Here is a 20,351-nt window from a genome sequence, read left to right as displayed (position 1 = left end):
GCCCGCAATGACGAGTGAAAGCATGACCTGTCTGCGGCTTCGCAAGCAACGCACGGGTGTCTACGATTCCGGCGACCGCAGCCAGTCGGAGAGGGCCTGGGAAGACCTGCTGGAGGGTGGCCGGCGTTGGCGGCTGTGGAGCAAGCTCGGCTGGCACGACATCCGCAAGCGCTATCGCCGTTCGGTGCTCGGCCCCTTCTGGCTGACGCTCAGCATGGCGGTCATGGTGGCCAGCCTCGGCCTGATCTACGGGACGCTCTTCCGGCTCGACCTGGAAAGCTACCTGCCCTTCCTTGCCATCGGCCTGGCCACCTGGACCTTCATTGCGGCCTTCCTGAACGAAGGCTGCACGAGCTTCATCGACCTGGAGCCACTGATCAAGAACGTGCGCATCCCGATGTCGCTGCACATCCTGCGCGTGCTGTGGCGGAACCTGATCATCTACGCCCACAACATCGTCATCTTCGCAGGGGTGGCGGTGGTCTTCGGGATCTGGCCGGGGCTCGGGGGCATTCTGCTGGCTTTCGCGGGGCTCGGGCTCCTGCTGGTCAACGCCGGCTGGATCATGCTGCTGTGCGGCATGATCTGCACGCGCTTCCGCGACGTGCCGCCCATCGTCGCCAGCGTGATCCAGCTCCTGTTCTTCGTGACGCCGGTCATGTGGAAGCCGGAGCTGCTGGGTGACCGGCGCTATCTGATGGTGCTCAACCCCTTCTACCATTTGATCGAGGCCATTCGGGCGCCGCTGCTCGGCCACCTTCCGCACTGGGAGAACTGGGCGTTCGGCCTGCTGTTCGCCGTGGCCGGCTGGGCCCTGACCTTCGCCGCCTTCGCTCGTTTCCGCAAACGCATCGCCTACTGGCTCTGATGGCTGCGATCCACCTCAACGACGTCTCGGTCGATTTCGTCCTCTACCAGGGAAGCGCGCGCTCCCTGAAGAAGACCCTGCTGCGCTCCTCCACCAGCGGCGTCCTGAAGCATGACGCCCATCACCGCATCACCGTGAAGGCGCTGAGCAACTTTTCGCTGACCCTGGAGCACGGCGACCGCGTCGGGCTGATCGGCGGGAACGGCGCCGGCAAGACGACGCTGCTGCGCGTGCTTGCCGGCGTCTACGAGCCGACGGCTGGGCGGATCCGCGTCGAAGGGCGCGTGACGCCGCTGTTCGACCTCGGCCTCGGCCTCGACATGGACGCGTCGGGCTACGACAACATCCGGATGCGGGCGGCCTATTTCGGCATCGATGCCGAGGAGGTGGAGCGGAAGATGGACGACATCGCCGCCTTCACCGAGCTGGGCGACTATCTCAACCTGCCGGTCCGCACCTATTCAGCGGGCATGACGCTCCGCCTCGCCTTCGCCGCGGCGACCTCGGTCGATCCGGAGATCCTGCTGATGGACGAATGGCTCGCCGTCAGCGACACGAAGTTCCTGGAGAAGGCGCAGCGCCGCGCCGAGGGATTCGTGAGCCGGTCCAGCATCATGGTCGTCGCCTCCCATGTCGAGGAGGTGCTGAAGCGGCTGTGCAACAAGGTGCTGTGGCTGGAGCGGGGGAGCGTCCAGCGCTTCGGGCCGGTCGACGAGGTGCTGGCGGAGTATCACGCCCACGTCGCGGCGGCCACCGCCACGGGAGCAGGGGCATGACCGTGGACGCGCCGTTCTCTTTGGAGGGCAAGCGGGTCTGGGTCGCGGGGCACCGCGGCATGGCCGGCTCGGCGATCGTCCGGCGGCTCGAACGGGAACCGTGCGAGATCCTCACGGCGGGCCGCGGGAGCGTCGACCTGCGCCGGCAGGCGGAGGTCGAGGACTGGATGGCCGAAGCGCGGCCGGACGTGGTGTTCCTCGCCGCCGCCCTGGTCGGCGGCATCCACGCCAACAACAGCCGGCCGGCCGAGTTCATCTACGAGAACCTGGCGATCGAAACCAACGTCATCCACGCCGCCTGGACGGTCGGGGTGCGCAAGCTGGTGTTCCTGGGCTCCTCCTGCATCTACCCGCGGCTGGCGCCGCAGCCGATGCGCGAGGAGGCGCTGCTCACGGGTCCGCTGGAGCCGACCAACGAGTGGTACGCGATCGCCAAGATCGCCGGCATCAAGATGTGCCAGGCCTACCGCCGGCAGTACGGCTGCGACTTCATCGCGGCGATGCCGACCAACCTCTATGGCTACGGCGACAATTTCGACGTCGCGCAGGGGCACGTCGCCGCCGCCCTGATGGTGCGGATTCACCAGGCGAAGGAGGAGGGGGCGGACAGCGTCGTGCTGTGGGGGGACGGCAGCCCGCTGCGCGAATTCCTGTTCGTCGAGGATCTGGCCGACGGGCTGGTCTTCCTCGCCAAGAACTATTCGGGCGAGCCGCAAGTCAACCTCGGTTCGGGCCATGAGGTCTCCATCCGCGGGCTGGCCGAACTGCTGGCCGAGGTGATCGGCTATCGGGGCCGCTTCCGCTTCGACCCGTCCAAGCCGAACGGGGCGCCGCGCAAGATCATGGACAGCGGCCGGCTCGCCGCCATGGGGTGGGCCGCGCCCACGCCGCTGCGCGAGGGGTTCGCAAGGACCTACCGCTGGTATGTGGATCAACTGCGCTCCGGAACCCTGCGCGGGCTGGCCGTCCCGACCCTGGAAGGCCGCTGAGGGCGGCCACGCCCGCCCTCGGTCCGCTGCGGTGCAACGTCGCAGCCATCGCGCGATGAAACCGGGATGGCCTGTGCTCTTTTGGGCACCCCCAAATACATCACAACCGACACGAACGCTCCAGTGGCCAATTAAAGCTCGCCCAAATTGAGGCTTACCAGTGTGGCGCTTGTGTCCGATGAAGGTAGTAAAGTACAGTCGCGCCATTGGGAAGCCACCGGAAGAGCGACTGGAACACAGGGGCCCGATGCAGAGCAAGACCGCCACCGATCCGCAAAAAGCCTCTGCAGAGGCCCAGCGGACCACCAGCCTCCATGCGCTTGCCATCGTTGCGCGTCATCACGGCCTCCATCTTTCGGTGGAGCAGTTGAGGCGTGACAACGGGATCGAGTCTGGAGAACCGTCCCCCGGACTCCTGGTGAAGATCGCCGAGGGCAACGGGCTCACCGCCCGTGCCGCCAAGCTCCGCTGGAAGCATTTGTCCCGTCTGGGCAAGGCCCTCCCGTTGCTGCTCCGTCTGCGCGACGGAAGCACGATGGTGCTGGTCTCCTTCCGCAAGGATGGCGACACCCCGGCGGTGATGCTGCAGGACCCGCTGAGCCCCGACCAAGCCTGTGTCGCGGTCGACGAACTCCGCCTCGCCTCCGTCTGGGACGGCGACGTCATCTTCGTCAAGCGCCGCTACCGCATGAGCGACGAGGAGCAGCCGTTCGGCTTCGGCTGGCTGATCGGGCAGATCCTGCGTGAAAAGCGGATCTTTGGCGACGTGGCCATCGCCGCCCTGGTTCTCAGCCTGTTCGCCCTGGGGCCGCCGCTGATCTTCATGGTCATCCTGGACCGCGTGCTCGTCCATCAGCGCATGTCCACGCTGACCCTGCTCGTGGTGGTCATCGGGGTCATCCTGGTGTTCGACACCCTCTTCGGCTACCTGCGCCGCCGCTTGGTGGCGATTGGGACGGCCAAGGTGGACGCCCGCATCAGCACCTACATCTTCGACCGGATGATCGGTCTGCCGATCGACTTCTTCGAGCGGACGCCGACCGGCGTCGTCTCCCACCAGCTCAACGAGGTCTGGCGCATCCGCAGCTTCCTGACCGGCCAGCTGTTCGGGACGCTCCTTGATTCCATGACGCTGATCGTGCTGATCCCCGCGATGTTCATACTGAGCCCGCCGCTCGCCTTCATCGTGCTGGGCATCGCGCTCATCATGTGCCTGGTGGTGGTGGTCTACATCGGTCCGCTGGCCCGCGCCTACGGCAAGGTCATCCAGGCCGAGCACCGCAAGGGTTCCTTCATGATCGAGGTGCTGCATGGCATGCGCACCGTGAAGTCGCTGGCCCTGGAAGGCCGCAAGCGGCTCGATTGGGAGGTCCGCGTCGCCGAGGCGGTGCGCGCCAACACGGCCATGCAGATGCTGTCCAACCAGCCGCAGACCATCCTGCAGCCTCTCGAGAAATCGATCTACGCCGGAACGCTGGCGATCGGCGCCTACCTCGCCATCGGCGAGGGGGCGATCGTCTACGGCGGTTCGCTGGTCGCCTTCAGCATGATCGCCAGCCGCGCGACCCAGCCCTTCGTGCAGATGGCCAGCCTGATGCAGCAGTTCCAGGAGGCGCGTGGCGCCGTCGGCCAGGTGTCGTCGGTCGTGAACCAGGCGCAGGAGCAGGGTCTGGGCCGCCAGGGCGTGCGCCCGGTGATCAAGGGCGAGATCTCCTTCTCCGATGTGCGCTTCCGCTATCCGGGGTCGCAGAACCCGGCGCTCGACAACACCAGCTTCGCCATCAAGGCCGGCCAGGTCATCGGCATCATGGGGCGGTCCGGCTCGGGCAAGACCACGGTCACGCGCCTGCTGCAGGGCCTGCATCAGAACTACGAGGGCCTGATCAAGGTCGACGGCGTGGATCTGCGCGAGATCGACCTCAGCCACCTGCGCTCCAACCTCGGCGTCGTGCTGCAGGACAACTTCCTGTTCAGCGGCACGATCCGCGAGAACATCATGGCGGCCAACCGCAGCGCCTCGCTTGAGGAGGTGATGCGGGCCGCCCGTCTCGCCGGCGCGGAGGAGTTCATCGAGCGCCTGCCGCGCGGGTATGAGACGATGATCGAGGAAGGCTCGGCCAACCTGTCGGGCGGCCAGAAGCAGCGCATCGCCATCGCCCGCGCGCTGCTGGTCGATCCGAGCGTCCTGATCCTCGATGAGGCGACCAGCGCGCTCGACCCCGACAGCGAGGCGATCATCAACAACAACCTGACGCGCATCGCCCAGGACCGGACGATGATCGTCATCTCCCACCGTCTCGCCTCGCTGGTGAACTGCGACCAGATCATCGTGATGGAGCGCGGCAAGCTCTACGACATGGGCAAGCACGACGAGCTCCTCCAGCGCTGCGACGTCTACCGGCACCTCTGGTTCCAGCAGAACCGCCACCTTTCCCCGGGAAGCACTCATGACCGCGCTCCTCTTACGTCGGCCGCAAACAGCTGACCGCTTCGCCGAGCAGGCGATCAACGATTTCCAGGGCGAGGTCGCGGAGATCACCGGTCAGCCGGAGCCGAATGGCGCCCGGCTGGTCCTCTGGTCCTTCACCGGCATGCTGGTCGCGCTGGTCGTGATGGCGTCGGTGATGAAGCTCGACCGCGTGGTCAGTGCCCAGGGGCGTGTCGTGTCCCAGGCCCCGACCATCGTCGTCCAGCCTCTGGAAACCTCGATCATCCGGAACCTCAACGTGCGCGTCGGGCAGACCGTGCAGCGCGGGCAGGTGCTCGCCACGCTCGATCCGACCTTCTCGTCGGCCGACGTCGCCCAGTTGGAGCGGCAGGCGTCCAAGCTGGCGGCCGAGATCGCCCGGCTGAACGCGGAAGCCAAGAACGCGGTCTTCGCGGCGGCCGCCGACGACCCGGACATGGCCCTGCAGGAATCCATCTGGCGCTTCCGCCAAGCGGAGTACACGGCCAAGCTGGCCAACTTCGACCAGCGCATGGCCACCCTGCAGGCGACGATCAAGAACAACCAGACGGACGCCGAGCATTTCCGCTCGCGCCTGAGGATCGTCGGCGAAATCGAGACGATGCGTCGGACCCTGGAGAAGAATCAGACCGGCAGCCGCCTCAACTCCCTGATCGCCAGCGACACGCGGGTGGAAACGGAACGCAACCTCAGCAACAGCGAAAACACCATCCGCACCGCCGGTCACGATCTGGAGGCTCTGCGCGCCGAGCGCGAGGTCTACATCCAGCAGTGGCGCAGCACCCTGCTGACCGACCTGTCGACCCGTCAGGTCGACCTTGAGCGCGTCCGCGAGGAACTGGCCAAGGCCCAGAAGCGCCGCGATCTCGTCGAGCTGCGCGCGGTGGACGACGCCGTGGTGCTGGAGGTCGGGAAGTACTCCGTCGGATCGGTGGTGGAGCAGGCCCAACCGATCTACACTCTGGTGCCGCTGAACGCGAAGCTGGAGGTGGAGGCCGAGATCGCCGGTCTCGACCAGGGGTTCATCAAGCCGGGCGACCCGGTGCAGGTCAAGCTCGATGCCTACCGCTACGTCGAGCACGGGATGGCCAAGGGCGTGGTCAAGACGATCAGCGAGGACTCCTTCACCAAGCGCGAGGATCAGTCCCAGGCGCCGCGTCCCTTCTTCCGCGCCCGGATCGAGCTGACCGACGTGACGCTGCGCGATGTGCCCGCCGATTTCCGGCTGGTTCCCGGCATGCCGCTGACGGCGGACATTGTGGTCGGTGAAAGGACCATCATTGCCTATCTTGTCGAAGGGGCCTTGAAGAGCCGTGCCGAAGGCATGCGCGAGCCGTAAAGCGAGGCCCGAAGGCACCGGTACCGGCCGGCGCAAGCCGACGGCCGGTGATCGGTACGGAAGGAAAGGGTTGAGAGGCCGATGCGCAAGCTTATCAAGGCCGCCGGGCGGCTGTTCGGCGCCGCTTCGCCGGACGACGACTACGCCCAGGGTCTGAAGGCGCTCGAACGGGAAGACCACAAGGCGGCCCTGGAATCCTGGCTGCCGGCCGCCCGTGCCGGCCATGCCGGCGCCCAGCACCAGATCGGTCGCCTGTACGATCTCGGCAAAGGCGTGGTGCGCAATGCCGTCGATGCGGTCGGCTGGTACCGGCAGGCGGCCGAGAACGGTCATGGCGATGCCCAGGCGCGGCTGGCCGAAATCTACTACTACGGCTGCGACGCGCCGAAGGGGATCACGCCGACCGACGAGGCCCTGTCGGTCCTCTTCCCCAAGGGCCTGAAGATCGAGCAGGACTACAAGGAGGCGCTGCGTTGGGCGCGCGCCGCCGCCGAGCAGGGCGTCGTCGGTGCGCAGGCCATGCTCGGCTACATGCACGCCTCGGGCTTCGGCATCGCGCCCGATTACGCCGAGGCCGAACGCTGGTACCGCATCGCCGCGGAGCGGGGCAACCCGGCGGCCCAACTCGGGCTCGGGACCCTGCTGGCCGGGGGCTATGGGGGGACATCCGACCCCGAGGCCGCCCACCAGTGGTTCCGCAAGGCGGCCGAGCAGAAGAACGTGATGGCCTGGTACTATCTCGGCACCCAGTACGCCGCCGGCGTGGGGGTGGCGCAGGATCACGAGGCCGCCGCCGTCTGGTTCCGCCGCGCCGCCGAAGCCGGCGCCGCCGCCGCGCAGCGGGCGCTCGGCCTGATGTACGCGCGGGGAATCGGCGTTGCGGCCGATCCGCACACGGCCGAGACCTGGCTGCGCAAGGCGGCGGTTCAGGGCGACACCGAGGCGATGCTGCAGCTCGGCCACCTGAACAGCCGGGGGGCGGGGATGCAGCCCAACCTGTTCGACGCCGCGACCTGGTACCGGGCGGCGGCGGAGATGGGGCACCGGGAGGCGCAGAAGATCATCGCGCAGATGTATTTCGCCGGGTCCGGCGTGCCGCGCGACGAGATGGAGGCGGTCCGCTGGCTGGAGCGCGCCGCCGGCCAGGGCGACCCGCAGGCCCAGCTGCGCATCGGCGCGCTGTACGCCGAAGGGCGCGGGGTGACCCGCGACTACGACCGGGCGCTCGACTGGTTCCGCCGGGCGGCCGAGCAGGGCAACAGCGACGCGGTCTACAACATCGGCACGCTGCACAGCCTCGGTCTCGGCGTGCCGCGCGACCCGGCGGGCGCCCTGACCTGGTACGAGCGGGCGGCCGAGCAGGGGAGCGTGCTGGCGCAGTTCCGGCTTGGCACCATGCTCGCCGCCGGGGACGGGGTGCCCCAGGACTACGCCCGCGCCGCCTTCTGGTCGCGCAAGGCTGCCGAACAGGGCCATGTCGGCGCGATGATCAACCTCGGCCGCTTCTGCATGCAGGGGCTGGGGATGGAGCGCGACATCGACGAGGCGCTCCGCTGGTTGACCGCCGCCGCCGAGCAGAAGGAACCGTCGGCCATGACGGCGCTCGGCGAGTTGCACGGCCATTGGAGCGAGCGGAAGGATTTTGCCCGCGCCCGCGGTTGGCTGGAGCGCGCGGCGACCCTTGGCGATGAGCGGGCCAAGCTGCTGCTGCAGCGGCTGCCCGCCACCGACCCGTCCGGCGGCGACGACCCGATCGGCGATACCCTCGACGATCAGCCCCCCGGCCAGCTCCGCGCCGCCGGCGAGGGGTGACGCTCCCGCGGCCGGCTCAGCCGACCAGGATGATCGCCCGCCCCGCGTCCCAGGCGGGTCCGCGAGGTGCGGCCAGCCCGATGGCCATGCGGCGGTGTATCTCCCCGGTTTCGGGCAGGGCCGCCGGACCCAGGTCGACGTAGCCCAAGCCGCGATAGAGCGCGAGGGCGTGGGCGTTGTGCGGCAAGGCGGCCAGCTCCAGGCGCGCGCACCGTCCGGCGGCCCAGCGGTGCGCGGCCAGCATGAGCTGCCGGCCGAGGCCGAAGCCGCGCACGTCCGGGTGCAGCTCGATGCCGAGGGTGAGGGCTCCCGTGTTCGCCTGGGCGGGCCAGCCCGGGCCGATCCGGCAATGCCCGACGATGCGGCCCCCCCGTTCCGCAATCAGCCAGCACCGGTCGGCCCCGCCGGCCAGCCAGGACCGAAGGTCCGCCACGCCTGGAACGGCGGTGTCGGCGCATCCCCCATTCAGCCGGACCATGCCGGCCAGGAAGCCGCACAAGCGCTCCGGATCGGTGCCCACTGGGCGAATGGCCCGCAGCGTGACGAAGCCGAGCGTGAGGATGGCCCGCCGCGGGGTGCCCCGCAGTCGAGCGCCGGGAAAGTCCGGCAGGCGCACATCGACCGCGGGTTCCCGTCCGATCAGGGCGTCGGGCAGCGGCACGGCGAAGCCATGGCGCCCGTCCCCCTTGCCGGCGCCCTCCAGGTCGGGGCGGTGCCGATCGGCCAGCACCCTGATCCGCGTGGGGGGATCACCGAACAGGATCTCCACGCGCAACCGGCGGGCCGGCTCCGCCGGCAGCCAGGCCCAGCCGGTCACGTGGTGGCCGATACGATCGAGACAGCCTTCGGGCCCGATGGTCATGGCGTTGCCCCCAGGCACCCGGCCGGTTCCGTCCGGCCCTCAGAGTTCCCGCACGGCGAGCGGCTCGACCGTGCGCAGAAGACCGAACTTCATCAGATGGACAAGGCTGCGCACCAGAAGCAACTGGCGCTCCGGCGGAACCAGGGCGGTAAGCTCACCGACCGTTCGGCCCGGCGGGTCCAGGGCGTCCAGCGCCAGGACAAGGTCGGCCGCCGGGGACAGGATGCCGCGCGCCGGGGAGTTCAGCGGGTCGGCCTGCAGCACCGCCAAGGCGTTGCCGATGGCCGCCCGCGAGGCGCCATCGGTGCGCACCAGCCGCAGCCCCGGCTCCAGCGCGCGCGTCGGGTAGCTCTGGAACATGCGCAGCGGATCGGGGCGCAGCGGGTTGCCGTCCTCCCCGGAGGCGCGCGGCGCGCGCTCCGGCGCGTTGCGGCGGATGTCGGCCAGCTGGCGCCAGACGTCCAGATACTGCGGGATGATCGCCCGCCAGTCGAACAGGGCGACGGCGCGGGCGCGTCCGGCCTCGCCCATCCGGAGGCGCAGGCCCTCGTCCGCAACCAGCCGCGTGTAGGCCTCGGCGGCCGCGTGCACGTCCACGGCGCTGATCTGCGAGGCGCGGCCGATGTAGTGGTCGTAATTGTCCAGTCCGGCGGCGTAGCGGTCGGCCAGATCGACGCCGGCGCCCGGCGGCGGCAGGATGGTCGGCACGCGGAAGCCGTCCACGCCGTCACGCACCGTCTCGCGGTAGCCGTTCCAGTCGGTGACCACGCAGGGCAGTCCGGCGGCCATCGCCTCCACCGGGGTGATGCCGAAGGTTTCCTGGATGTTGTCCACCAGCGAGGTGAACAGGTCGGCCGCGGCCCAGACGCGGGTGCGCACCTCCGGCTTGCGGCCGTCCAGGAAGATCGCGTTGACGCTGGGGCAGTAGCGCTTGGCTCCCTCGGCGAAGGCGGCGGCGATGGCGTCGTTGCCGAACCAGCCGGCCTGGATCAGGTGGATCCGCTTGCCCGTGAGGCGGGCGGCCTGTTCCAGCGCCAGATACATGGGCACCGGGTGCGCCTTGGCGTGGAAGCTCAGGCGGCCCATGAACAGCACCGCCACCTCGCCGGGGCCGATGCCGAGCGCCGCGCGCTCCGCCGCGCGCACCGACGGGTCGAAGCGGAAGGCGGCGGTGTCCACGCCCAGCGGGACCACCGGCAGGTTCGGCATCGGCACCTCGGCGGCGCCCAGCCGGTCGCGCAGATAGGCCGCGTAGGGGCGCAGGACGGCCTCCACGGAGGCGCGTGCCGCCTGGGAGGTGCAGATCACCGCATCCCAGGACTGCAGCGGCGCGGTCGCCAGGGCGCCCAGATGCTCCGGGGATTCCGACGTGGTGTGGGTGATGCCGCACAGGCTGTAGCCGCGCTGGTCGCGGGAGCGCCGGCGCCAGGCGTAGTGGTCGATCCCCGGCCCCGGCACGAACAGGCACCCCACGTTGGCGAGCTTCGACGGCTCCGATGTGGGGTAGAGCGTCACGCGGCGTCCCGGGGCGTGGCGGGCGGCGAGATCGGTGAACAGGTGGGCCAGCTCCGGCCGGTCGATGTGGCAGGCGAAGCCGTCCAGCCCCGAATGCCGGAAGAAGCCGATGAGGAAGGACTCCCCGGCGACGTGGCGGCCCTTCAGGTCCGCCCTTGCGGTCTCGTAGCCTTCGGGGTGGAAGTAGATGGCGGCGTTGGACACGGGCGGCGGACGTCCTGGCTGGTGCGGCGGGGAAGAGATGCCAGCCGGAGAGTAGCGGGGGCACCCGCCCTGGGCAACGCGCCTGAACGCCACGCCGTGTGTCGCCGGAAATTTCTTCAATCGCCGGTGCCCGCCGCCAGCGGCCGATTCTGGCTCCCGATTCCGGCGCGGGCGGATCACGATCATCCGCCCGCCTTTCGCCCCCCGCCTGCCCGCTGACCGGCGTTACCCGTTCAGCCAGAGCGCGAGATAGCCGTTGCCCTGCACGGTGCCGGACATGGCCGCGACCGCCCCGACCGCCTTGCCGGTCAGCGTCAGGCTGGCGTCGATGCGCCCGTCGCCGTCGATGTCGATCTGGGCGGTGGCGCCCTTGTAGCCGTCGGCGCCGTTCATCTCCGCCCAGGACATGGTCGACCGGCCGTCCTGCCACCCCCAGACGGTCACGGACTCGCCGGCCTCCAGGTCCGTCACGGTGGACCAGACCGGTTCGCCCGCGCGGGCGTCGACGAAGAAGGTGTCCCGCCCCGCCCCGCCGGTCAGGAAGTTCGATCCCGTGCCGCCGTCCAGCACATCGTCGCCAGCCCCGCCGTCGATGGCGTCGTCGCCGCCCAGGCCGTTGATGAAGTCGTTGCCGGCGCTGCCGGCGATGGCCTCGTCGGCGGCGCTGCCGATCCATTGCCACTGCAGGGAGTTCAGGGGGCCGGAGTAGGATGAGGCCTCCTGAAGGATGCGGTTCCCGGTTGCGCTGTCGGCTACCGCGTAGAAGGTGGTGGGCACGGTCCCGGCCTGGGCGTCGGGGTTGAGGGCCAGGGTCATGTCGCCGAAGGACAGCCGCTCGATGCTGCGCAGGGTGGTCGTGCCCTGGGAGCTGGTCACCGTCACCTCGCCGTCGCCGGTGTGCAGGATGCTGTAGGCCTCCGGTGGCTTCTCGAACAGGGCGGTGTCGATCCCCTCGCCGCCGTCCAGCGTGTCGTTGCCGCCGCCGCCGATCAGCGTGTCGTTGCCGGCGCCGCCGATCAGAAGGTTGTCGCGCTCGTTGCCGATCAGGAGGTCGTTGCCCGATCCGCCGGTCGCGTTTTCGATCCAGCAGTCGTAGGCGATGCCGAGGGTCCGCTTCTCCAGCAGGAAACCCGACGACCAGGCCGGGCCCAGGTCGCTGTAATGGCCGGGGCGCAGGTCGATCCGCGCGTCGGTCGTCTGGTTGGCCCAGCTGATGGTGTCGTTGCCGCCGCCGTCCCAGATGGTTTCGTAGATCGCCTGACCCGGCTCCCAGGAATAGACGGTGTCGCCGGCGTTGGTCGCCATGTTGGCGCCGTACAGGTACTGGATCGCCTGGATGTCGCCGATCATCGGCGTGGTGGCGAAGCGGTCCTGCCAGTACCCCATCGTCGGCGACGCCCCGACGAAGGACTTGTAGCTCATCACGCTGTAGAGCTGGCTGTCGATGGCGGTGGGGGCCGCGGGAAAGCCGGCCCCGCCGTCCTCGTGCGTGTGCTTCAGGCCCAGTGCGTGGCCGACCTCGTGCATGGCGGTGAGGTAGGCGTAGGAGCCGCCGCTCCAGGACAGGGAGGGGTCGGCGAAGCTGGTGCCGAACCAGATGTCTCCCCCTTCGGGCAGATCGGCCATGGTCATGATCGTGTAGGCGACTGCGGGCGACGCGCTGCCGCCGATGCGAAGATCGCCGCAGGCGGTGGCCGTGTCGGCGACCTCCGTGCAGGTGATGTTCGCCACCGCGCTCCAGCTGCCGATCGCTTGGCGGATCGCCGCCTCGGCCGTGCCGGACAGGGTCCAGGCGCTGGATGGGTCGGGCGTCGCGTAACCGTCACGGTAGGTGGAGAGACCGGCCACGCCGAAGGAATAGGTCAGGGAAACGCCTGTGCCGGGCGTGCTGTCCGCCCCCCATTTGTAACCCCACAACAAGGAATCGATCGCGATGTTGCCGCTCGCGTTAATCCCGGATACGGGATACGCGTAATCAATTGCGCTCATCACCCAATACCCTGAAATGAAGAAGGACCGCGCGCAGCGGATGGATCTTCATTTCAGGAGTGAATTCGAGCGAACAATTACTCCATTGAACGGCTACCCGTAAGTACTCGCCGCCGCAGGGGGAGTATTAAGGGGCGCCGCCTTGTTTCTTTTGCGTGTCGCTGCGATGCGAGGATGTAGCTCCGCCGGATCGCGGAAACCATCGGTGTGCGCCGGGTTGTCCGGAGGCACAACCGGCCGTGCCGGGGGACGCGAACGGGACAGCGGATCGGGTGAGAGGCGCTTGAAGGCGGCGCTCCGGTCGCGCCCGGAGCGTCGTCCCCTCATCCGATCGAACAGAACGCCGATCGGCCGGAAACGGGCCAACTGGAAAGCGGGGATTGGAAAGCTGGGCCGATCAGGCCTTGCGCCCGCCTCCGAACGGTGGGCGCGGCCGGTCCCGCGTCAGACGAAGGCGTTCTCGACCAGCTCGCACAGCATGTGGCCGGCGGCGATGTGCATTTCCTGGATGCGCGGGGTGTCGGAGGAGGGAACGCACAGGCAGACGTCGCACAGCTCCTTCATCCGACCGCCGCCGGCGCCGGTCAGGCCGACGGTGCGCATGCTCAGGGCGCGCGCCGCCTCCAGGGCGGCGACCACGTTGCGGCTGTTGCCGCTGGTCGAGATGCCGACGAGCACGTCGCCCGCCCGGCCGAGCCCGCGCACCTGCCGCGCGAAGACCTCGTCATAGGAATAGTCGTTGGCGATGGCCGTCAGGGCCGAGGTGTCGACCGTCAGCGCCACCGCCGCCAGCGGCGGCCGGTCGCGCAGGTAGCGCCCGGTGAGTTCCGCCGCCAGATGCTGGGAGTCGGCCGCCGAACCGCCGTTGCCGCAGAACAGCACCTTGCCGCCCGCCCGCAGGCCGTCGATCATCACGGTGGCCGCGGCCGCGATGGCGTCCGCCTGCTCGGCGAAGGCGACGAAGTTGCGGGATGTCTCGAGAAAGGCGTCGCGGACGCGGTCGGCGGGGTTGGTCATCAGAGCTTCCTGGAAACGTCGAGAGGGCGGGTCCTTCGTCCCGCACCATACGATGGGGGCGCCCGGCGGCGCCATCCCGCTGTTATTCCGCCCTCCTTCGCGGGCGGCCGCGTGGCGGCCCTCCCCGACGGATCGGCCGGATCGCGAAGGAGGCTCACAGAATTCCGGTGCGCCGCCACGCCGGCAGTTTCTGGTTCAGCAGGTCGGGCAGCACCACGGCGAGCCGCTCCCGCATGGCGTCGCGGCCGGTGACCGGACTGCCGTCCTCGGCCAGCACGGACCGCCCGAAACCTTCCAGCGCCCCGGCCACGAAGCCGCCAAGCGCCTGGATGTCCAGCGGCTGGCCGTCCCGCGGACCGGTCAGCAGGCCGGCCAGGACGAGGCGCTCCAGCGAGTCCGCCCCCAGGCCCTGTCCGACGACCGGCGCGGCCAGATGGAACAGCGACTCATCCAGCCCCATGCGTCGGGCCACCGCCCGGTTCAGCCGGCCGGCCGACGCGCGGCCCTCCTCCGGCGCGTCCACCAGGGGATGCGCCTGGTTGGAGGACACCAGCAGCGCCAGGAAACGCGACAGCGTGCCGAAATCGTGCCGGGCCATTTCGGGCATCGCGGCGATTTCGCCCAAGCTCGGCGTGCCGGCGGCGAGCGCGTCAAGGATCGGCAGGCCGAGCGACGGGTCGTGGCGCAGCTCGCCCAGCGGCACCGGGATCGCCAAGCTGGCGCTCTCGCGTGGGACCAGCAGGGTGAAGCGCAGGCGCCGCAACGCCGCCTCCGTCTCCGCCGCCGGCATCGATTCCGGGCCGCGCACGAAGACGTCGCGGCGGAACACTTGGTTCACCGCGAAGTCGCGCACCGTCTGGGCCAGGGTCGGATCGGTGATCTCCGCCAGGATGGCGCGCAGTTCCGCGCGCACCGCGAGGTCGTCGAAATTCTGCGGGATGGTCGCCGAACCGGCGTAGCCGAGCTTGGCGCGGGCCAGATCCTTGGCCACCTGGGCATGGCCCAGCGGCTCCCAGTAAGCGTTCAGATACTCGTGGCTGAGATAACGGCGGTCCTGCCCCGCCATCATGCCGAGATGCTGCCCGGCCGCGCTGTTCACCGCGAAATAGCCGGCCCCCGCCTCGTTCAGCCGGTTGAGGAAGCCCAGCGCCGCGTCGAACTGGTGGTCGCTGCGTCCCGGATTGGCCGTTGCGTGCGCCAGGATCAGCTTCTGCAGGGGCATCAGCGGCGCCCAGCCCGGCTGGCTGTTGTAGCTGAGATAGACCAGTCCCCCCGGCTTCAGCATGCGCTCCAGGATGTCCACCACCGCCTGGCGGTTCTCCGGGCTGATCCAGCTGTAGACGCCGTGCAGGGCGATGAAATCGAATCCCTCGCCGCCCTTGGCCCCGGCCTCATCGCCCGGCAGCCCGTCGGCGACGATTTGCTGGAAGCTGCGCTCGTGGAAGGCGACGTTGGTAAGCTCCGCCTCCTCGGCCAGCCGGCGGGCGCCCGCGATGTGCAGCGGGTTGAAGTCGATGCCGGTGAAGCGGCCCTGCGGATGGGTCGCGGCCAGGATGTTTAGGGTCATCCCCTGGCCGCAGCCCAGTTCGCAGTAACGGAAGGGCCGGTCGGTGCGCGGCGGCCGGATGCCGTTCAGCAGGCAGACGTAGGAGAGGTAGCCGGGGGCCAGCTCGCGGTAAGCGCCGTGGGTATAGGCGATGTCGGCGTTGTAGCCGTCGCTCCAGCCGCTCATGCCGGGGTCCTTTCGGGAAGTCTTCCGGAAGGCGCTCCCTGGGACGGGGTCCGGCCGGCGATCAGGTCGTCCGTCAGGGCGAGGAAGCGGGGCAGGGTGACGGTGCGCAGGTCGTAATGCTCCACCGCGGTCCGCCGCGCCCGGTCGCGCAGCGCCTGCATCCGGTCGGGATGCTCGAACACCTCGTCGATGCGCTCGGCCAGTCCGGCGCCGTCGAAGAAGTCCACCAGCAGCCCGTTCTGCCGGTCGCGCAGCACCTCCTCGACCGGGATGGTGGAGGAGCCGATGACCAGACAGCCGGCCGCCATGGCTTCCAGGAAGGACCAGGACAGGACGAAGGGGTAGGTGAGGTAGACGTGGGCCGAGGAGATCCGCAGGATGGTCAGGAAGCTGGGGTAGGGCACCTTGCCGAGGAAATGCACCCGCTCCCGGTCGATGCCGGCCCCGACCTCGTCGAGCAGGATGTCGCGGTAGCTCCGCCCGCCGGGAGCCGCATGGCCGTAGCTGACCTCGTCGCCGCCGACGATCAGCACATGGGCCTTGGGGCGCCGCTTGAGGATGTCCGGCAGGGCGCGCATGAAGACATGGAAGCCCCGGTAGGGCTCCAGGTTGCGGGCGACGTAGGTGACCACCTCGTCCTTGCGCGTCAGCGTCAGGCCCGAGGGCAGTCGCAGCCAGGCGTCCGGCTCCGGCCGCACGATGCTGGTGTCGACGCCCTCGTGGATCACGCTGATGCGGGACCGCATGTAGTCGGGGTAGAGCGACCACTGCCAGCCGGTCGGGGTGTGGCCCCAGTCGGCGGCGTCGAAGCCCAGCGTGTTGATTGCGTTCTTGGTGCGCACCCGCGGGCCGTCGTTCAGGCTGACCGGCAGCGACGGGTCGAAGCCGATGTCGGCCCCGGCCAAGTGGTAGAAGAACTCGAAATAGGCGAGCAGCGGCACGTCCGGCCAGACGTCCTTCATGTACAGCGTCTCGCCCCAGCCGTTGTGGCCGATCATGATGTCGGGACGGAAGCCCTCGGCCTGCAGGCGCCGGCAGACCTCGTAGACGCCCTGCCCGTAGACGACCGCCTGCTCCAGCTCCTGGAGATAGTGGTGGGTCGACGGCCGCGCGGCGCGGAAGGGCTGGTAGATCGCGCGCTCCACCCCGGGGATCTGCATGGGGCTGTCATGCGAGATGAAGACCACGCGGTTGCCGGGCTGCGCCGCCAGATGCTGGACGATGTGCTGGTACTGGCCCGGAAAGTTCTGGTGGACGAAGAGATAATTCATTGCGCGTCGCCGATTCCGCAGAGGGCCCGTCGCGGGCCGAGTCACGTTGCACGTCATGTCGCCCCACGGCCCGTCAGGCCATCGGGAAGTCCCACATGGCGCCGTCCAGCGCGTTCGCCGGTGCCGGCGGCCGGTACGCCCGGACCCGCAGTTCGTAGGCCTCGTCCAGGCGCCAGATGATGACGGGCCCGAAGCCGGTGTGCAGCAACGCCTTTTCCAGCGTGCGCGGCGTGAAGCCGGTGCGGTGGGCCATGAAACGGTCGCCGGCGGCGAGCGCCGGTCCGAAGCCGTAGACGACGTCGAGGGGAAAGATCGGTCCGATCCCGGACTGGTAGAGCGGTTCGTCGATGCGGTCCTCGGCGACCCGCCGGGCGACCGCCTGAAGGTCCGGCACGGCCAGCAGAAGGCAGCCGCCCGGCCTCAGCACGCGCAGGAATTCCCGCAGAGCCAGGGGCACCTCGTGGGGATCGAGATGCTCCAGATTGTGCGACGACCAGACGGCGTCGACCGACCCGTCCGGGACCGCCGGCATGTCGGTCATCGACGCGACGATGTCCGGGTCGGCCTTCGGGTTGATGTCGAGCCGCAGTTCCCGCCACCCCTCCGCCGGAAAGACGGTGCCGACGATGGTGATGGCCCGCGGACCGCAACCGACGTTGAGCACGGTCCTGGGCGCGGCCGTCGCCGGCGGCGGGGTGTCAGGAAACTCCGGATGGAGCATCAGACTGGAACCGCTCCGGATCAGAAGGGGCGCGGCTGGGCGTTGGCGCCCTGCTTCTCGACCAGACGCAGCAGGATGCCCTCCAGCGGGTCGCCGATGGCGTCCGACCGGCAGGGGCTGCCGTTCTGCCCCGTCGGCGAGCGATAGCCGCTGACGAAGGCGCCTTCATAGACGCAGTCGAAGCGCTCGGCCGCGGCGCCGCGCAGGCGGATCGAGAAGCCGATCAGCGGCGTGCCGAGGCCGCGGCTGCCGCACATGCCGCCGCCGGTGATCCAGGGGGTTTCCCAGCCGTTGGCGGTCAGGCCCTTGTATTCGATGTCCTCGGCCGCCAGGCCCTCGACCGGGGTGATCGAAAAGGCCTCGATCCACAGCCGCTGCCCGATGGCGCCGGTCCAGTTGGAATCCGCGAAACGCAGGTCGCCATGGCGCTGGACATGGGCCAGGATCTCGGTGCGCGGGAGGCGGGCGCCCGGCGCCGGAGCGGCGACCGGAGCAGCAACCGGGGCCGCCGCCGCAGGGGCGGCGGCCGACGGCTGGGAGGAGGCCGGAACGTCGTCGATGCGGGCGAACTGGAGCGACAGAAGCGCGTTCGTGCGGTCGATGTGCTTGTAGGAGCTGAGGATCACATTGGCGGGCCCGCCCGTGACCTTGATGATGATGGTATCGCCCGGCTTGGTCAGCCAGTTGCCCGGGACGCTGCCGATCATCTCCACGGCGGTGCCGGCCGCGCCGTTGGGGGCGACGGCCAACTGGACGCTCGGCAGCGGAAGCTCACCCGGGGTCGACGGGCCGCCGCCGCCCGTGACGATCAGGGAATAGAAGCCCGGCACCAAGGGCAGGGTCTGCGCCGTGGCCTTGATCTGGCTGGACTGGGTGGCTTCTGCGGACGCAACGCTACCGATCATCGACGACCCCCCGCGGGCGTGAAAGGTTGAAAACTGGTGAACGGGCGCTTCCGAACCCGTCAGCGGACCGGAACGCCTGTAATCAGGCTGGAAGGAAATAGGCCTTTCGATTGCTACGCTATGCACTGTGTGAGCGTCAAGGATACCCAGAAGCATGTCGTTGATTGTCGCAGGTGCGAGTTCCGGTGGCAGAAGATGGCCGCCGCCGTCGTGCCGTATGCGCTCGCCGATCGCACCCAGGTCGAAGGCGGCCACCTCCAGCCCGGCCCGCCAGGCGGTGGACAACGCGTAGCACCAGGTCTCCGGCGAGATGGAGGGCAGGAAGGCGAGATGGGCCTGCTGCGCCCGCACCAGGGCGACCGCCTCCTCTTCGGCGAAGCGCCCGGTCACGACGATGCGCCCGGTCTCGAAGAGCGGCGGGTCCTCCTCGCTGAAGCCGACCACCACGAACTCCAGCGGCAGGTCGCGGGCCGCGGCGTCCCGCGCGCAGGCGATCAGGACCTCGTAGCCCTTCTGGATGCCGATCGCGCCGATGGTGCAGACACGCCAACGCCCCCCCGGCGGGCGGGCCGGCCGGGGGTGGCGGGGAGGCTCGACGGACTCCCAGGGGCGCACGTCGATGGCGCGCGGGGCGGTGTGGCGGGCCAGACGCCGGGCGACGTCCCGCGTCGGGGCCGTCACGCGGCGGGCCCCGGCGACCAGGGCGTTCGTGCGCCGGCGCAGCGCGGTCACCGTCAGGTCCGGGTCGGCGCGGGCCTCCGGATCGGCGGTGCAGCGCTCGCAGGCGGCCAGATCGGGCTCGCCGCAGTAGCGCCCGTTCCCGTCCACCAAATTCACGCGTGGGCAGATCAGCCCGTAGTCGTGGACGGTGATGTCGTAGGGCACGCCGAGCCGGGCCGCGAGGCCGAGCACGGCGGGATCATGGCCGAGCGTGTGATGGATCTCCACCGCCACCGTCCCGGCCTGCCGCAGCACCGTCACCAGGTCCTCGAACTCCCCGCGCGTGCGGAACACCAAGTCGCGCAGCTCGGGCCGGTCCGCCACTTCGATCCGGCAGCGCCGTTCGGGGGGATCGGCCGGGATGGCCCCCTCGTCGTTCTCGTCCTCATCGTCAGGCGGCGCGTCCGGGCCCTCCCCGGTTTCCGGGGTCAGGCGCAGAACCCGCCGGCCCTCCGCGCGCAACGCCGCGACACGCTCGGCGACGAAACGGGCGACGCCGCCGCGGCCGGACAGCGTGATCAGCAGGACAGCCGGAGGGCGCGGTTCCGGCTCCTCGGCGGCCCAGCGGGCGAGGTCCAGGCGCCGCCGCGCCGTCAGCAGCGGGTCGTCGGCGATGAAGGCCTGCACCAGCGCATCGTAGCCGGGGTGCATCCGTTCCAGCAGGCGGCCGTTGCGCGCGGCCAGGATGGTCTTCTGCCGGCCGAAGGAGCGGCCGCCGACATGGGCCACGAAGACATCGGCCGCCCCCAGATGGCGCCAGCCCAAGCCGCGGGCGCGCAGGCAGAAATCGTTCTCCTCGCCATAGCCGCGTCCGAACAGGAGTTTCTCGAAGGGACCGGTCTCCGCCAGGCAGTCGCGGCGGATGTACATGCAGAACCCAACGGCCGTCGGCAGCTCGACCCGGAGGCCGGCGTTCACCGCGCGGGCCTGCCGGTCGAGCCGCGCCGCGCCGGCCGGGGAGGGCGGCGGCGGGCGGTCCTTCCCGGAGGGATAGCTGAGGATGGTCGCGTCGTTGGACAGGGGCGTGACCGTGCCGATGTCGTCCGAAGCGTGGGCGGCGGCGCGCAGGCGGGCCAGCCAATCCCCGGCGACCAGCGTGTCGGCGTTCAGCAGGACGACGTCGCGGTCCGGATGAAGGCGCAGGCCCCGGTTGACCGTTGCCGG

Annotated in this window: 14 protein-coding genes; 6 read left to right on the top strand and 8 right to left on the bottom strand. The window is 69.7% G+C overall.

Translation table 11 applies throughout. The features are described from left to right. The first annotated feature begins 7 nt into the window (after positions 1-7). The 6 genes from ACWPN5_RS31285 to ACWPN5_RS31260 all read left to right on the top strand — a co-directional run bounded on the left by ACWPN5_RS31285 (position 8) and on the right by ACWPN5_RS31260 (position 8,251). Positions 8-868, top strand: coding sequence for an ABC transporter permease (locus ACWPN5_RS31285; protein ID WP_492299468.1), 861 nt, complete (start codon positions 8-10; stop codon positions 866-868). Next, positions 868-1,644, top strand: coding sequence for an ABC transporter ATP-binding protein (locus tag ACWPN5_RS31280; RefSeq protein ID WP_145689629.1), 777 nt, complete (start codon positions 868-870; stop codon positions 1,642-1,644). Before ACWPN5_RS31285 ends, ACWPN5_RS31280 begins: the two co-directional genes overlap by 1 nt. Further along, entirely contained in the window at positions 1,641-2,633 is a 993-nt protein-coding gene (locus tag ACWPN5_RS31275; RefSeq protein ID WP_145689631.1) for a GDP-L-fucose synthase family protein, read from the top strand. The genes ACWPN5_RS31280 and ACWPN5_RS31275 overlap by 4 nt, the downstream gene beginning before the upstream one ends. 178 nt (positions 2,634-2,811) lie before the next feature. Next, positions 2,812-5,118, top strand: a complete 2,307-nt coding sequence (locus ACWPN5_RS31270) for a peptidase domain-containing ABC transporter (protein ID WP_247888871.1) — start codon at positions 2,812-2,814, stop codon at positions 5,116-5,118. Further along, complete coding sequence (locus ACWPN5_RS31265) at positions 5,081-6,439, top strand: HlyD family type I secretion periplasmic adaptor subunit (RefSeq protein WP_145689635.1); 1,359 nt, start codon at positions 5,081-5,083, stop codon at positions 6,437-6,439. The genes ACWPN5_RS31270 and ACWPN5_RS31265 overlap by 38 nt, the downstream gene beginning before the upstream one ends. Positions 6,440-6,520: 81 nt before the next feature. Then, positions 6,521-8,251: a tetratricopeptide repeat protein gene (locus ACWPN5_RS31260; RefSeq protein WP_145689637.1), complete on the top strand. Its 1,731-nt coding sequence runs from the start codon at positions 6,521-6,523 to the stop codon at positions 8,249-8,251. A 16-nt stretch (positions 8,252-8,267) separates the two neighbouring features. Here the strand turns inward: ACWPN5_RS31260 and ACWPN5_RS31255 are convergent, their stop codons facing one another. From ACWPN5_RS31255 to ACWPN5_RS31220, 8 genes are all read right to left on the bottom strand, one after another. Then, positions 8,268-9,113, bottom strand: coding sequence for a GNAT family N-acetyltransferase (locus ACWPN5_RS31255; protein ID WP_200478395.1), 846 nt, complete (start codon positions 9,111-9,113; stop codon positions 8,268-8,270). A 39-nt stretch (positions 9,114-9,152) separates the two neighbouring features. Then, positions 9,153-10,832 carry a glycosyltransferase family 4 protein gene (locus ACWPN5_RS31250; protein ID WP_145689640.1) on the bottom strand — a complete coding sequence of 560 codons (1,680 nt, stop codon included), beginning with the start codon at positions 10,830-10,832 and terminating at the stop codon, positions 9,153-9,155. A 225-nt stretch (positions 10,833-11,057) separates the two neighbouring features. After that, positions 11,058-12,752: a M10 family metallopeptidase gene (locus ACWPN5_RS31245; RefSeq protein ID WP_247888870.1), complete on the bottom strand. Its 1,695-nt coding sequence runs from the start codon at positions 12,750-12,752 to the stop codon at positions 11,058-11,060. A gap of 513 nt (positions 12,753-13,265) precedes the next feature. Beyond that, positions 13,266-13,838 carry a D-sedoheptulose 7-phosphate isomerase gene (gmhA, locus tag ACWPN5_RS31240; RefSeq protein ID WP_492299464.1) on the bottom strand — a complete coding sequence of 191 codons (573 nt, stop codon included), beginning with the start codon at positions 13,836-13,838 and terminating at the stop codon, positions 13,266-13,268. A 154-nt stretch (positions 13,839-13,992) separates the two neighbouring features. Next, entirely contained in the window at positions 13,993-15,570 is a 1,578-nt protein-coding gene (locus tag ACWPN5_RS31235) for a class I SAM-dependent methyltransferase (protein WP_145689647.1), read from the bottom strand. Continuing rightward, positions 15,567-16,841 (bottom strand): glycosyltransferase family 4 protein, encoded by a 1,275-nt coding sequence (locus ACWPN5_RS31230; RefSeq protein WP_200478393.1) that lies wholly within the window; start codon positions 16,839-16,841, stop codon positions 15,567-15,569. The genes ACWPN5_RS31235 and ACWPN5_RS31230 overlap by 4 nt, the downstream gene beginning before the upstream one ends. A gap of 73 nt (positions 16,842-16,914) precedes the next feature. Continuing rightward, positions 16,915-17,562, bottom strand: coding sequence for a class I SAM-dependent methyltransferase (locus ACWPN5_RS31225; protein ID WP_492299462.1), 648 nt, complete (start codon positions 17,560-17,562; stop codon positions 16,915-16,917). A 20-nt stretch (positions 17,563-17,582) separates the two neighbouring features. Then, the coding region (locus tag ACWPN5_RS31220; protein ID WP_492299461.1) for a glycosyltransferase at positions 17,583-20,351 on the bottom strand (2,769 nt) is incomplete at its 5' end.

This window comes from Azospirillum sp. UENF 211521, assembly GCF_058780535.1.
Note: the sequence above shows the minus strand (reverse complement) of the source record. Positions and strands in the feature narration are given on the sequence as shown.